Source organism: Amycolatopsis japonica (assembly GCF_000732925.1).
Taxonomy (GTDB): Bacteria; Actinomycetota; Actinomycetes; order Mycobacteriales; family Pseudonocardiaceae; genus Amycolatopsis; species Amycolatopsis japonica.
In genome coordinates this window covers 8723747-8737233 of sequence record NZ_CP008953.1, presented here as the reverse complement: position 1 = coordinate 8737233, position 13487 = coordinate 8723747, and the positions used below count along the sequence as shown (strand labels likewise).

The window sequence follows — 13487 nt, the reverse complement described above, 5'->3', positions numbered from 1 at the left end:
GGATCCGCTGCAGCCTATCGCCACGGTGTACCGCCGAACGGGTAATGGAACGAAATAACCGCACCGGGGATAAAACAAGAGGGAACATTCTCTCGCATTATGTGCGAGAGAATGTCCCCTCCGGGTGTGACGTTCTACTTGTCTTCCTCGGGCAGCGGGGTTCCGGTGGCCGTTTCGTCGGTCGACGTGTCGGCCTTTCCGTCGAGTTCGGCGTCCGAGACCGCGTCCAAAGAGGGCGCTCCCGCCGGGACCAGTTGCGGCTCCGGCTTCCGCTTGACGGCGGTCAGCAGCAGCTGGGCGACGTCGACGACCTCGACCTTCTCGCTCGCCTGCCCGTCGCTCTGGCGCGCGGTGACGCCGTCGGTGAGCATCACGCGGCAGAACGGGCAGCCGGTCGCGATCTTCGACGGCGCGGTGCCGAGCGCCTCGTCCACGCGCTCGACGTTGATCCGCTTGCCGATCTTCTCTTCCATCCACATCCGCGCGCCGCCGGCGCCACAGCACATCGAGCGGTCGCCGTGCCGCGGCATCTCGCGCAGCTGGGCGCCCGAAGCGCCGACGAGCTCACGGGGAGCGTCGTAGACCTTGTTGTGGCGGCCCAGGTAGCACGGGTCGTGGTAGGTGACGTCCTCGGCGACCGGGGCCACCGGGGTCAGGTGCTTCTCCCGCACCAGGCGGTTGAGCAGCTGCGTGTGGTGCACGACGTCGAACTGGCCGCCGAGCTCCGGGTACTCGTTCGCGAGGGTGTTGAAGCAGTGGGCACAGGTGACGACCACCTTGCGCGCCTTGCGTTCGCGGCCCTCGAACACCGAGTTCAGGATCTCGACGTTCTGCTGCGCCAGCATCTGGAACAGGAACTCGTTGCCCGCGCGGCGGGCCGGGTCACCGGTGCAGGACTCCTCCGAGCCGAGCACGGTGTACTTGACGCCCGCGATGTGCAGCAGCTCCGCGACGGCCCGCGTGGTCTTCTTCGCGCGGTCCTCGAACGCGCCGGCACAACCGACCCAGAAGAGGTACTCGGTGTCGCCGAGGTCGCCGTCGAACACCGGCACCTCGAAGTCCAGGTCCTCGGTCCAGGCGAGCCGGTCCTTGGCGTTCTGGCCCCACGGGTTGCCCTTGTTCTCCAGGTTCTTGAACATCCCGTTGAGCTCGCTGGGGAACGCGGACTCGATCATCACCTGGTAGCGGCGCATGTCGACGATGTGGTCGACGTGCTCGATGTCCACCGGGCACTGCTCGACGCAAGCGCCGCACGAGGTGCAGGACCACAGCACCTCGGGGTCGATGACGCCACCGTCGTCACCGATGAGGGCCTTCTGGGACTCCGCGATCGCCAGGACGTCGATACCCGCGTACATGTCGTCGCCGGACAAGCCGACCTCGTCGCCGGCCATGTCGCGCTTGCCGCCCGCGAGCAGGTACGGCGCCTTCGCGTAGGCGTGGTCGCGAAGCTGCGTGATGAGCAGCTTCGGCGAAAGCGGCTTGCCGGTGTTCCACGCGGGGCACTGCGACTGGCAACGGCCGCATTCGGTGCAGGTGGAGAAGTCCAGCCAGCCCTTCCAGCTGAAGTCCTCGATCTTGCCGACGCCGAAGGTGTCCTCGTCCGGGTCCGCCTCTTCGAGGTCGAGCACCTTGCCGTTGCTCATCATCGGCTTGAGCGCGCCCAGCGCGACGCCGCCGTCGGCCTCGCGCTTGAAGTAGATGTTGAAGAAGGCGCTGAACCGGTGCCAGGCGACGCCCATCGTCATGGTGCGTGCCACGACGATCAGCCAGATGGTGGCGCTCATCAGCTTGACGAACGCGAACACCGTGACGAGGTTCAGGCTCGACGGCAGCAGCAGGCCGACCGGATGCGAGACGAACGAGGCCCAGATCGGGATCTCGTGGACGCCCAGCGCGGACTTCGCGGCGCGGACACCGAGGATGCCGATGCCCTCGATGAGCACGACGGCCTCGACGAAGTACGCCCATTTGAAGTTGGAGCCCTGGAAGCGGGACTGCCGGTCCGCGCGGCGCGGGTGGTTCTTCTGCCGGATCCCGATCAGCACCAGGATGCCGACGATGGTGCCGACGCCGAGCAGCTCCATGAGCAGGTGGAACAGCGACCAGTCGTCGAGGATGGGCCAGCCCCAGGTCGGGACGAAGACCTCGCCGTACGCCTCGAACACCGTGAGGGAGCCGAGCAGGAAGCCCCACATGACCAGCCAGTGCGCCGGGCCGACGCTCTTGACCTTGTTCATCCGGGTGTGCGCGGCGAATTCCTTGATCAAGGTCTTCATCCGCGGGATGAACGGCCCGTTGCGGGTCGAGTCCGGCTGGCCGAGGCGGATCACCCGCACGAAGCGGGCGACGGTCGCGAAGAACATTCCCCAGGCGACGACGCCGAGCAGGACCGCGATCCCGCCGAGCGTCAGCTGTACAGCGCCCATCGTCGGGTGCCTTTCGTCCGTGAAGCCAAGTGGTGAGTGGGCAGAGTGTGGTTCGGGCAGACTAATGCTTCTTACTGATGGGTAACCCACTGACCGCGCCCAAGTCCCACCGATGTGGTGTACGCCTCTCTTGGTTTTAAGACGATCGTCCAGGTAGTTTTTGTGACATGGGTGCGTATCTCCTTCTGGCTTTGGCCATCGCCGCTGAGGTATCCGCGACGGTGTCGTTGAAACTTTCCGAGGGCTTCAGCAAGGTGGGGCCGTCGATCGTCGTGGTCGTCGGATACGCCGTCGCGTTCGTCGCGCTCGCGTATGTACTGAAGGCGGGCGTGCCGGTGAGCGTCGCGTACGCGATCTGGGCCGCGGCCGGGGTCGCGCTGGTGGCGGCCGTCGGGATGGTGTTCTTCAAGGAGCCGGTCAACCTCTCCGTGATCGCCGGTCTGGTACTGGTGGTCGGCGGCGTCGTGTTGATCGAGGCAGGGAGCGCGCACTAAGTGAAGATCCAGGTCGACGGCCGCAAGGCCAGGGGCGAGAAGCGGCGTGAGGAGATCATCGCGGCCGCGTTGCGGGTGATCGAACGGGACGGCGTCGCCGGCGTCACCCATCGGACGGTCGCCGCCGAGGCGGGCGTGCCGACGGCTTCGACGACCTATCACTTCTCGAGCCTCGACGATCTGCTGATCGCCACCCTCATCTCGTGCGCGAGGGATATGGCGACCGAGGTCTACTGGATGATCGACCGCGCCCGGTCGCGCGGCAGCCGCGGCGCGGAAGAGGTCGCCGGGCTGCTCGCGGAGGCGCTGGGCCCGAGCCGCGGGCGGACGATGGCGGAGTACGAGCTGTACCTGCTGGCCGCCCGCAAACCCGAGCTGCGGCCCGCCGCCCGGCGCTGGCTGGACGTGCTCACCTCGATGGTTCGGCACGACGACGAGGTCGCGTTCCGGGTGTTCCTCGCCGGGATCGACGGTCTGCTGATCCAGGGCCTCATCGACGACGAGCCGCCGTCCGCGGAGGAACTGCGGCCGGTGGTGGACTACCTGCTGAAACCTCGTTGACCTGCTGGGTAGCGTTCGGATCATGAGGATCGTCGGCGCATACGAACTGGATGACGACCCGGCACGGGTGGACCTCGACGTGGTGTGGAAGCACCTGTCCACCGGCGTCTACTGGGGCAAGTGGCGAGACCGCGAACTGGTCGAGAAGGTCTTCAGGAACGCTTGGCGCGTCGTGGGCGCGTACGAGACCTCGACCGGTCGCCTGGTCGGCTTCGCGAGGGCGTTCTCGGACACCATCGGCAGTGCTTATCTCGCGGACGTCTTCGTCGTCGACGAGGCGCGTGGCGCGGGGCTCGGCAAGGAACTGGTCCGGGAGATGATCGACAACGGACCGGGCGCGGAATTCCGGTGGATGCTGCACACCGCCGACGCGCACGGGTTGTACCGGCAGTTCGGCTTCGGCGACCCGCCCGAAGGGCAGTACATGGAGCGGGGCCGGGCGAACGGGCAGTGCTGAAGGGGACCTTCCCCGCATGAGACGTGGTGAAAGCGTCCTTCACCGCGTGTCATGCGGGGAAAGCGTCCTTCAGCCCTTGTTCTCGTGCAGGGCCGTCAGCGACGCCCGGGCGATCGCGTGGCCGAAGAGGTTGAAGCCGAGGAACGCCGGCGTCGCGTCCTCGCCGACTTCCAGCTTTTCGACGTCGACGGCGTGCACCGCGAAGATGTACCGGTGCGGCCCGTGTCCGGGCGGCGGAGCCGCGCCGAGGAACTGCTTCACGCCGCCGTCCCCCTTCAGGGTGACGGCGCCCTCCGGCAGACCGGAGCCCGCTTCATCGCCCGCGTTCGCGGCCAGCGCGGTCACCGACGCCGGGATGTTGAACACCGCCCAGTGCCAGAATCCGCTCGCCGTCGGGGCGTCGGGGTCGTAGCAGGTCACGGCGAAGCTCTTGGTCTCAGCGGGGAACCCCTCCCACGACAGCTGCGGGGAACGGTCCTCGCCGCCCGCGCCGAAGATCCCGGAAAGCTGGGGTGTCGGCAGGAAGCCGCCTTCTTCGATGTCGGTGCTGCTCAGGGTGAAGGCAGGCAGATCGGGCAGGAAGCTGTACGGATCGGGTGCCTGCGGCATGCGTCCTCCTGGTCGTTGAACAGATGACGGAGCCAGGTTATGACCCCGAGGTCCCCGGCGCGGGTTCAGGGACGAATCCGGGGGTTACCCCTATGTCCAAGCCGTCGTGGTGCCCTTAGCGTCGGGTTACACGAAAACCTGCTCTGGAGGGACTCAAGACCATGGCGCGCCCACTCCTCGCAATCGGCGGCATCGCCTTGATCGGCGTCGGTGTCCTCACCGGCCTCGGCTGGTGGTGGCCGTCCGACGCGGAGGCCACCGCGGAGGTGGCCCAGCCGATCCGCAGTGTGCGCATCGACAACGAGGAGGGCCGCGTCAAGGTTCACGCCGGCGAGGGGCCGGTGCGGATCCACCAGCAGTTCGAGTACCGCGGCAGCAAACCGGGCGACGCCTTCCGCGTGGACGGCGACACCCTGATCCTCGCCGACTGCGGCTCCTCCTGCGAGGTCGCCTACGACGTGGTGGTCCCGGCGGGTATCCCGGTCTCGGGCAAGCTGGACTCGGGGGCGCTCGATATCGCCGGAGCGTCCACTGTGGACGTCACGGTCGACTCCGGCCGGGTCGAGGTGCGCGACGTGCCGGGCACCGTGAAGGTGCGGTCCGAAGCCGGTCGCGTCGACCTGGCGAACATCGGGCAGGCCGTCACGGTGCAGGCGGCTTCCGGCGGTATCAAGGGAGAACGGCTCGGCGGCAACGTCGAAGCGCGGACCGACAGCGGCCGTATCGAACTCGAACTCCTCAAGGGTGCCGACGTCACCGCGCGGACCGACAGCGGTTCGGTCGAGGTCACCGTCCCGTCGGGTGAGTACAACGTCACCGGCGACACCGGCAGCGGCCACCGCGACATCGGCGTGAACCAGTCCGGTTCGGCCCAGCACAAGCTCGATCTCAACACCGACAGCGGAAGCGTCACGGTCAAAGCGGCCTGACAGACTTATCGGGGGAATACTTTCTCATGGGGAACAAGGAGAAGCGCGTTCTCGGCGCGCTCGCTCTCGGCGCGCTGACCGCCTTCGGGATCGTCGGCTGCACAGGGGAATTCCAGCAGAAACTGAGTGACGGCGCGCCCGTCACCGAGCAGATCACCGCGATCCGGGTGGACGTGCCGGTCGGCGCGGTCACGCTGCGGGTCGAGGACGGCGCGCCCGTCTCGCTGCGCCGCGAAGTGACTTATAACGGCAAGAATCCCGGAAAGACGTACAGCGTCGAGAACGGCACGCTGGTCCTCGGCGGCTGTCAGCAGTGCGGCGTGGACTACGACGTCGTGGTGCCGCGCGAGCTGGCGATCTCCGGGTCCATCGGCACCGGCAAGATCACCCTCACCCGCGCCGCCTCGGTCGACCTGAAGGGCGACGTCGGCGACTTCAAGGTGATGGGCACGTCCGGGCCGGTCAACCTGCGCACCGGCACCGGCGACATCGAGATCGGCCTGGCGAAGCCGGGCGCGGTCACCGCGAACGCGGAGGTCGGCAAGGTCGTCGTCACCGTTCCCGACGGCGCGTACCAGGTTCGCGCGAAGGCGGAGACCGGCAAGGTCGAGACCGGTGGCGTGCGGCAGGACCAGGCTTCGGCGAACGTCCTGGACCTCCAGTCCGGCACCGGCTCGATCACGGTGAAGCCCGCATGAAGGCGCTCGCCGCCGTCGCCGCGCTGGCCCTGCTTCCGCTCACCGCGCTGACGGCGTCCGCCGCGTCCGGGATCGACTGGAAGCCGTGCGCTACCGAGTACGCGCCGACGCTGGAATGCGCGAATCTCCGGGTGAGCGGTGGGTTTTCGATCGCGCTGGCGAAACTGCCCGCGACCGATCCCGGGCGCCGTATCGGTTCGCTGCTGACGAATCCGGGCGGGCCGGGTGGTTCCGGGGTCACCGTGCTCAAGTACGGCGGCCGCGGTTTCGCGCTGGACAAGCCGGAGATGGCCGAAGTGCGGCAGCGGTTCGACGTCATCGGATTCGATCCGCGCGGCGTCGGCGAAAGCACGCCCGCGATCGCCTGCGGGCCGGATCTGCACGATCCGGCGGTCGGCCGGTTCCCGCGGAGCCGTGCCGATTACGACAAGCTCCTCGCGCACAACCGCGCGTCGGGCGAGGAATGCCTGAAGCGGACCGGGCGAGCACTGTCCTCTATGGACACTTGGCATGCCGCGGACGACATCGAAGCGATCCGTGGCGCCCTCGGGGAGCCGAAGGTGAACTGGCTCGGCGTCTCCTACGGTTCCGAACTCGGCGCCGTGTACGCGGAGAAGTATCCGAACCGCATCCGGACGATGGTGCTCGACGGCGCCGTCGACCACTCGCGGCCGACCAGGCAGGCGGTCCTCGAAGAAGCCGTCGCGACCGAAGGCGCCCTCAAGGACTTCGCGAAGTGGTGCACGACGTCGGCCGACTGCGTGCTTCGCGGCAAGGACGTCCTCGCCACCTATGACGCCTTGATGCGGACGCCCGGCGGCGTGCCGTCGAAACAGCTCGGGCGGAACGTGACCGCCGAGGAGATGGCGTCCGGGGTCTACGGCAACCTCATCTTGCCCGCGTTCTGGCCGGGCTTGGCGAAGGCGATCGACGCCGCGACGGCGGGCGACGCGGACGGACTGCTGCCGTATTCGCAGCTCGACCCGTCCTATGGCGCGTATCGCTCGATCGGCTGTCACGACTTCGGCTCGCCGTTCACCTCCTACGCCGACATGAGGGCGATGCAAGGACTGGTGAAGACGCTCTCGCCGCACGGCTGGCGGTACTCGGAGTTCTGGGACATGGCCAGCGGGTGCGCGGCCTGGCCGGTGCCCTCGGCGTACCTGCCGCGGCCGCAGAAGGTGAGCGGCGCGGCGCCGATCCTCGTGGTCGGCGGTGAACACGATCCGGCGACGCCGCTCGTTTGGGCGAAGGGGCTCGCGAGGAACATCGAGAACTCGACGTTGCTCGTCGACGCCGGGTACGGGCACACGGGGCTGCTGAACTCGGCCTGCGTGCGCTCCGAAGAGGTGAAGTACCTGGTGAGCGGTGTCACACCCGCTCCGGGCACGGTCTGCCGGTAGTCCGGGAACAAGACGACCGTGCCGCACGTTGAGCCGGATACAAGGTTGAGTGAGGGTGACTCAAGTCCGGCTTGACGGAAGCCCCACCATCCCGATACAACTTGCGTTGAGCCCACTCAAGGTGGGTGAGAACGTGCAGGTCACGAACTAGCAGGAGGATCACACCATGGCGCGAGCGGTCGGCATCGACCTCGGCACGACCAACTCGGTCGTCGCTGTCCTTGAGGGCGGCGAGCCGACGGTCATCGCCAACTCGGAAGGTTCACGCACCACCCCGTCCATCGTCGCCTTCGCCAAGAACGGCGAAGTGCTGACCGGTCAGCCGGCGAAGAACCAGGCCGTGACGAACGTCGACCGGACCATCCGGTCGGTCAAGCGGCACATCGGTACCGACTGGAAGACCGAGATCGACGGCAAGGCCTACACCTCGCAGGAGATCAGCGCCCGCGTGCTGATGAAGCTCAAGCGCGACGCCGAGGCGTACCTGGGCGAGACCATCACCGACGCGGTCATCACCGTCCCCGCGTACTTCGAGGACGCGCAGCGGCAGGCCACGAAGGAGGCCGGGCAGATCGCCGGCCTGAACGTGCTCCGCATCGTCAACGAGCCCACCGCGGCGGCGCTGGCGTACGGCCTCGACAAGGGCGAGAAGGAACAGACCATCCTGGTCTTCGACCTCGGTGGCGGTACGTTCGACGTCTCGCTGCTGGAGATCGGCGAGGGTGTCGTCGAGGTCCGCGCGACCTCCGGTGACAACCACCTCGGCGGTGACGACTGGGACGAGCGGATCGTCACCTGGCTGGTCGACAAGTTCAAGTCGTCCAACGGCATCGACCTCACCAAGGACAAGATGGCGCTCCAGCGCATCCGTGAGGCCGCCGAGAAGGCGAAGATCGAGCTGTCCAGCTCGAACTCGGCCAGCATCAACCTGCCGTACATCACCGTGGACGCGGACAAGAACCCGCTGTTCCTCGACGAGCAGCTCTCCCGCGCCGAGTTCCAGAAGATCACCTCGGACCTGCTCGAGCGCACCCGCAAGCCGTTCAACAACGTCATCCGTGACGCGGGTGTCGCCGTCGGCGACATCGACCACGTCGTGCTCGTGGGTGGTTCCACCCGCATGCCGGCCGTGTCCGAACTGGTCAAGGAGCTGACCGGCGGCCGCGAGCCGAACAAGGGCGTCAACCCGGACGAGGTCGTCGCGGTCGGCGCTGCGCTGCAGGCCGGTGTGCTCAAGGGCGAGGTCAAGGACGTCCTGCTGCTCGACGTGACCCCGCTTTCGCTGGGCATCGAGACCAAGGGCGGCGTGTTCACCAAGCTCATCGAGCGCAACACCACGATCCCGACCAAGCGTTCGGAGATCTTCTCCACCGCGGACGACAACCAGCCGTCGGTGCAGATCCAGGTGTTCCAGGGTGAGCGCGAGATCGCGGCGCACAACAAGAAGCTCGGCATGTTCGAGCTGACCGGTCTCCCGCCCGCCCCGCGTGGCGTGCCGCAGATCGAGGTCACCTTCGACATCGACGCCAACGGCATCGTGCACGTCCTCGCGAAGGACCTCGGCACGAACAAGGAGCAGTCGATGACGATCACCGGTGGCTCCGCGCTGCCGAAGGACGACATCGAGCGCATGGTCAAGGACGCCGAGGCGCACGCCGAGGAGGACAAGCAGCGCCGCGAGGAGGCGGAGACCCGCAACCAGGCGGAGACGCTGGTCTACCAGACCGAGAAGTTCGTCAAGGACAACGAGGACAAGCTGCCCGACGAGCTCAAGGGCAAGGTGAAGTCCGCGATCGACGAGGCCAACGAGGCGCTCAAGGGCACCGACTCGGCGAAGATCCGCGAGTCCATCGAGAAGCTGAACACCGCTTCGCAGGAGCTGGGCACCGCGCTCTACGCCAACGCCACCCCGGGTGCCGAAGGTGCCGCCGGTGAAGGCGCCGCCGGTGCGGCGGGCGCGGGTACCGGTTCGCAGGCCAAGGCGGACGACGTCGTCGACGCCGAGATCGTCGAAGAGGACGAGAAGGACAAGAAGTGACGGGACGCTACGACGAAACCGAGGGCCGGGGCCCGGAGGAACCGGTGGTCGTGCGGGACCGTAGGCGGATCGACCCGCTGACCGGTGAGGTCCGCCCGGCCGCCCCGGCCGCCGAACCCCAGGACGGCCCGAAGCACGCCGCCCCGGCCGAAGAGGCCGCCGCGCAGACCGAGCCGGAGCCCGCCGCACACGCGGGCCCCGGCCTCGGGGAGTCCCTTGTGGACGATTCGGTGTCGGTGGCCACCGGTCTGGAGAAGGAGCTGGCGGAACGCACCGCCGACCTCCAGCGCCTCCAGGCGGAGTACGCCAACTACCGCAAGCGCGTGGACCGCGACCGCGAGCAGGTCGTCGTCGGCGCGAAGGCGTCGGTCGTCGGCGATCTGCTCCCGCTGCTCGACGACCTCGAGCGCGCGGAGCAGCACGGCGACCTGACCGGTGCCTTCAAGTCGGTCGGCGAGAAGCTGGTCGGAAGCCTGCAGCGGTCGGGCCTCGAGGCGTTCGGCACCGAGGGCGAGCCCTTCGACCCGAGCGTGCACGAGGCCGTGCAGCACAGCACGTCCCCGGACGTCACCGGGCCGACGGTCACCATGGTCATGCGCCGTGGTTACCGCTTCGGCGAGCGCGTGCTGCGTCCGGCGATGGTCGGGGTCACCGACCACGAGCCGGGTGGCGCCCCGGTGGACCCGCCGGTGGGCGGCGAGTTGCCGCTCGAGGGCGAACTTTTCGATGAGAACAACCGCTGATCGGCGATACGGCGTGAAAGGAGGAGACGTTCGGTGAGTGCACGGGAATGGATCGGTAAGGACTTCTACCGTGAACTGGGCGTCTCCTCCGACGCCACCGCGGACGAGATCAAGAAGGCCTACCGCAAGCTGGCCAAGGAGAACCACCCCGACGCCAACGCGGGCAACGCGGAGGCCGAGAAGAAGTTCAAGGCGGTCTCCGAGGCGTACGGCGTGCTGTCCGACACCGCCAAGCGCAAGGAGTACGACGAGGCTCGCCGCCTCTTCGGCTCCGGCGGTCCCGGTGGCTTCGGCTTCCCGGGCGGCGGTGCCGGCGGCGGCGGTTTCGACGTCGGCGACATCTTCGGCCAGGCGGGGCAGCAGCAGGGCGGCTTCGGCGGTCTCGGCGACATCCTCGGCGGGCTGTTCGGCCGCCGCGGCGCCGCGGCCGGTGCCACGGCGAACCGGCCGCAACGCGGCGCGGACGTGGAGACCGACGTCCGGATCGATTTCGCCGAGGCGGTCAAGGGCGCGACCCTGCCGCTGCGGCTGTCGAGCCCGGCGACCTGTTCCACCTGCGGTGGCAACGGCGCGAAACCGGGGACCTCCCCGAGGACGTGTGCGACCTGCCAGGGCAGCGGGCTGGTCAGCCGCAGCCAGGGCGCGTTCGCCTTCTCCGAGCCGTGCCGCGACTGCCGCGGCCGCGGCCAGATCATCGACGACCCGTGCCCGGAATGCGCGGGCGAGGGCGTCAGCACCCGTACACGCACGCTGACCGTGCGGATCCCGCCGGGCGTCGCCGACGACCAGCGGATCCGGCTGGCGGGCCAGGGCGAACCGGGCCGTGGCGGCGCGCAGCCGGGCGACCTGTACGTCCGCGTGCACGTCGCTCCGCACACGTTGTTCGGGCGCAAGGACCTCGACCTGACGATCACCGTGCCGGTGTCCTTCACGGAGCTGGCCCTCGGCGGCACGATCACCGTGCCGACGCTCGAGGGCAAGGTCTCGCTGAAGGTGCCGCAGGGTACGGCGAGCGGTCGCGTGCTTCGCGTGCGCGGCAAGGGAATCGCGAAGCGTGACGGTTCGCAGGGCGATCTGCTGGTCACCCTGCAGGCGGCCATCCCGGCCAAATTGGACGACAAGGCCCGTGAAGCGCTGGAGGCGTACGCGGAAGCCATGTCCGGCCACGACCCGCGACCGGAGATCACCGAACTTCTCGAAGGCAGGTGAGCACGATGTTCGGCGGGCTGCCGCACGGTGCGGACGAGGACACCCCGGTGTTCGTCATTTCGGTGGCGGCACAGCTTTCCGGCCTGCACGCGCAGACCCTGCGGTCCTACGACCGCCAGGGTCTCGTGTCGCCGGGCCGGACCTCCGGTGGTGGACGGCGTTACTCGATGCGGGACATCGCGTTGCTGCGCGAAGTGCAGCGACTGTCCCAAGAGGACGGTGTCAACCTCGCGGGCATCAAGCGGATCATCGAGCTGGAGAACCAGGTCGACGCGCTCCGCGCGCGCATCGCCGAACTGACCGAGGAGCTCACGGCGGCGTACCTCACCGCCGAACAGACGGCCGCGGCCGTGCACGCCTCCTACCGCAAGGATCTCGTTCCCTTGCGGCAGCAGACGGCCCTCGTGGTCTGGAAGCCCAAAAAACGCAATTAGTCCTCTGAATGCCGCGGGTCGCCAGCCCTCGTGAGTACGTGAAGGCCCCCTTCACTGCGCTAGACGCAATGAAGGGGGCCTTCACGTACTTCACGCATTTAGTCCTCTGAATGCGTCATTGGCCGGGGACGAGGGTCCGGATCTGCTGGACCTCGCCGGTGCGCGAGTCCTGGATCCGCTGGGCCAGCGCCTTCGACTCGGGGTTCTTCCCGTCCTTCAGCTCGGTCCTCGCCAGCGCGACCCCGTTGTGCTGGTGCGCCACGAAGATGTCGGCGAAGTCCAGACTGAACTCCGCACCATCCTTTTTGGACAGTGCGTCGAGCAGGCCCTTGTCGGTGAGCCCGTCGCCACCGTGATGGTGGTGCGCCTTCGGGTCCATGGAACCCGTCTCGGGTTTGCCCCAGGCCTTCAGCCGGTTCCGCATGTCGGTCGTCTCGGTCTGCTGGGTCGCCTCGATGGCGGCCGCGAGGTCCTTGAGCTCCTGCTTCTGCCCCTGCTTGGCCTTGACCAGCTTGACGATCTCCACGCCCTGGTCGTTGTGGGCGATCATCATCTGCAGGAACATCACGTCGGCGTCGTTGTACTCCGCGGACGCCCCGGCCGACTGGGAAACCGGGGAGATCGGGGCGCCGGCGTTGGTGGATGAGCCATCACCGGTCCCGCAGCCCGCGAGGGCCACGAGACCGGCGACGAGAACGAGGGCCAGCTTCACTGCCGCGTCCACAGCGCGGGGGTGTTCGGCGGTTCCCAGCCTTGGATCGCGGTATGCGCCATCTGGCAGCGGTAGGTCGCGCCGCCGTAGGTCACCGTGTTGCCGACCGCGTAGGACGTCCCGGCCGCCCAGGTGCCGCCGGTGGGCGGGTTGCCGGTGCTGGTCGGCGGGTTCGACGTCGTGGGCGGGTTGCTGGTGGTCGGCGGGTTGCTGGTGCTGGTGGGCGGGGTGCCGCCGCCGATCTGCAGGTCGATGCAGCTGTAGAAGGCCATCGGCGTGTCCGCGATGTTCCAGATGGCGAGCACCTTCTGGCGGCCGCTGAAGCCGTTCAGGCTCACCGTGTGCGACGTCGGGTCCTTCGGCGCGGAGTTGTTCCCGCTGATGTCGGCGATCTTGGTGCCACCGATGTAGTACTCGTAGTTCGTGGTCCGGTGGTAGGCGGTGAACTTCCAGCTGAAGGTCACGCTGTTGCCGACCGACGCGGCGGGCCACGGCTTCGACTCGTCGTTGAGCTCGGCGAATCCGGGAAGGCCGCCGTTGCAGCTGCGGAGCCCCTTGGGGCCTTCGACGCTCTGCGGTTCGTAGACGATGGCGCCGCAGCCGGAAACCTTGCCTTGGGCGCAGTTCGCCTGGCGGCTGGGCGGGGACAGCACATAGCCGTGGGCGCTGGCCACCTGCGGGATGGCCACGATGGCGATCGGGGCGAGGATCGCACCGGCGGCGGCTGCCACGAGCTTGCGTTTGACGGTCATGCCGGCTCCTGGGGATGGA

General features: G+C 68.1%; 14 protein-coding genes. 10 read left to right on the top strand and 4 right to left on the bottom strand.

The genetic code is table 11. The features are described 5' to 3' along the window. Positions 1-134: 134 nt before the first annotated feature. Positions 135-2429 (bottom strand): (Fe-S)-binding protein, encoded by a 2295-nt coding sequence (locus tag AJAP_RS40685; RefSeq protein ID WP_038521645.1) that lies wholly within the window; start codon positions 2427-2429, stop codon positions 135-137. 167 nt (positions 2430-2596) lie between these two features. Between AJAP_RS40685 and AJAP_RS40680 the strand changes: the two genes are divergently transcribed. From AJAP_RS40680 to AJAP_RS40670, 3 genes are read left to right on the top strand one after another with little or no spacing between them, the layout of a single operon-like run. Continuing rightward, entirely contained in the window at positions 2597-2923 is a 327-nt protein-coding gene (locus tag AJAP_RS40680) for a DMT family transporter (RefSeq protein WP_037334469.1), read from the top strand. Beyond that, positions 2924-3484, top strand: a complete 561-nt coding sequence (locus AJAP_RS40675) for a TetR/AcrR family transcriptional regulator (protein ID WP_038521642.1) — start codon at positions 2924-2926, stop codon at positions 3482-3484. A 22-nt stretch (positions 3485-3506) separates the two neighbouring features. After that, positions 3507-3941, top strand: a complete 435-nt coding sequence (locus AJAP_RS40670; protein ID WP_038521639.1) for a GNAT family N-acetyltransferase — start codon at positions 3507-3509, stop codon at positions 3939-3941. 69 nt (positions 3942-4010) lie between these two features. Here the strand turns inward: AJAP_RS40670 and AJAP_RS40665 are convergent, their stop codons facing one another. After that, a complete protein-coding gene (locus AJAP_RS40665; protein WP_038521636.1) occupies positions 4011-4550 on the bottom strand; it encodes a YbhB/YbcL family Raf kinase inhibitor-like protein in 540 nt (179 codons plus the stop codon). A gap of 161 nt (positions 4551-4711) precedes the next feature. Between AJAP_RS40665 and AJAP_RS40660 the strand changes: the two genes are divergently transcribed. From AJAP_RS40660 to AJAP_RS40630, 7 genes are all read left to right on the top strand, one after another. Beyond that, complete coding sequence (locus tag AJAP_RS40660; protein ID WP_038521632.1) at positions 4712-5479, top strand: DUF4097 family beta strand repeat-containing protein; 768 nt, start codon at positions 4712-4714, stop codon at positions 5477-5479. A gap of 26 nt (positions 5480-5505) precedes the next feature. Beyond that, the gene (locus AJAP_RS40655) at positions 5506-6177 is read left to right on the top strand and encodes a DUF4097 family beta strand repeat-containing protein (RefSeq protein ID WP_038521629.1); all 672 of its coding nucleotides are present in this window, start codon (positions 5506-5508) and stop codon (positions 6175-6177) included. Further along, the gene (locus AJAP_RS40650; protein ID WP_038521626.1) at positions 6174-7580 is read left to right on the top strand and encodes an alpha/beta hydrolase; all 1407 of its coding nucleotides are present in this window, start codon (positions 6174-6176) and stop codon (positions 7578-7580) included. The genes AJAP_RS40655 and AJAP_RS40650 overlap by 4 nt, the downstream gene beginning before the upstream one ends. A 166-nt stretch (positions 7581-7746) precedes the next feature. Further along, entirely contained in the window at positions 7747-9618 is a 1872-nt protein-coding gene (gene dnaK / locus AJAP_RS40645; protein WP_016338148.1) for a molecular chaperone DnaK, read from the top strand. Beyond that, on the top strand, positions 9615-10361 hold the full coding sequence (gene grpE / locus AJAP_RS40640; RefSeq protein ID WP_038521619.1) for a nucleotide exchange factor GrpE: 747 nt from the start codon (positions 9615-9617) through the stop codon (positions 10359-10361). The genes dnaK and grpE overlap by 4 nt, the downstream gene beginning before the upstream one ends. Before the next feature lie 33 nt (positions 10362-10394). Then, positions 10395-11570 carry a molecular chaperone DnaJ gene (gene dnaJ / locus AJAP_RS40635; RefSeq protein WP_038521616.1) on the top strand — a complete coding sequence of 392 codons (1176 nt, stop codon included), beginning with the start codon at positions 10395-10397 and terminating at the stop codon, positions 11568-11570. Positions 11571-11575: 5 nt separating this feature from the next. Next, positions 11576-12004 (top strand): heat shock protein transcriptional repressor HspR, encoded by a 429-nt coding sequence (locus tag AJAP_RS40630; RefSeq protein ID WP_038524831.1) that lies wholly within the window; start codon positions 11576-11578, stop codon positions 12002-12004. A gap of 115 nt (positions 12005-12119) precedes the next feature. Here the strand turns inward: AJAP_RS40630 and AJAP_RS40625 are convergent, their stop codons facing one another. Together AJAP_RS40625 and AJAP_RS40620 are read right to left on the bottom strand one after the other, a co-directional pair. Beyond that, positions 12120-12716 (bottom strand): DUF305 domain-containing protein, encoded by a 597-nt coding sequence (locus AJAP_RS40625; protein WP_038524828.1) that lies wholly within the window; start codon positions 12714-12716, stop codon positions 12120-12122. Beyond that, positions 12713-13468 (bottom strand): lytic polysaccharide monooxygenase, encoded by a 756-nt coding sequence (locus AJAP_RS40620; RefSeq protein WP_038521613.1) that lies wholly within the window; start codon positions 13466-13468, stop codon positions 12713-12715. The genes AJAP_RS40625 and AJAP_RS40620 overlap by 4 nt, the downstream gene beginning before the upstream one ends. Between the last annotated feature and the right edge of the window lie 19 nt (positions 13469-13487).

Bases quoted from the DNA above. Each gene is read 5' to 3' on its own strand.
- AJAP_RS40685 (WP_038521645.1), bottom strand. From the start codon at position 2,429: ATGGGCGCTGTACAGCTGACGCTCGGCGGGATCGCGGTCCTGCTCGGC.
- AJAP_RS40680 (WP_037334469.1), top strand. From the start codon at position 2,597: ATGGGTGCGTATCTCCTTCTGGCTTTGGCCATCGCCGCTGAGGTATCC.
- AJAP_RS40670 (WP_038521639.1), top strand. From the start codon at position 3,507: ATGAGGATCGTCGGCGCATACGAACTGGATGACGACCCGGCACGGGTG.
- AJAP_RS40665 (WP_038521636.1), bottom strand. From the start codon at position 4,550: ATGCCGCAGGCACCCGATCCGTACAGCTTCCTGCCCGATCTGCCTGCC.
- AJAP_RS40660 (WP_038521632.1), top strand. From the start codon at position 4,712: ATGGCGCGCCCACTCCTCGCAATCGGCGGCATCGCCTTGATCGGCGTC.
- AJAP_RS40655 (WP_038521629.1), top strand. From the start codon at position 5,506: ATGGGGAACAAGGAGAAGCGCGTTCTCGGCGCGCTCGCTCTCGGCGCG.
- AJAP_RS40650 (WP_038521626.1), top strand. From the start codon at position 6,174: ATGAAGGCGCTCGCCGCCGTCGCCGCGCTGGCCCTGCTTCCGCTCACC.
- dnaK (WP_016338148.1), top strand. From the start codon at position 7,747: ATGGCGCGAGCGGTCGGCATCGACCTCGGCACGACCAACTCGGTCGTC.
- AJAP_RS40630 (WP_038524831.1), top strand. From the start codon at position 11,576: ATGTTCGGCGGGCTGCCGCACGGTGCGGACGAGGACACCCCGGTGTTC.
- AJAP_RS40620 (WP_038521613.1), bottom strand. From the start codon at position 13,468: ATGACCGTCAAACGCAAGCTCGTGGCAGCCGCCGCCGGTGCGATCCTC.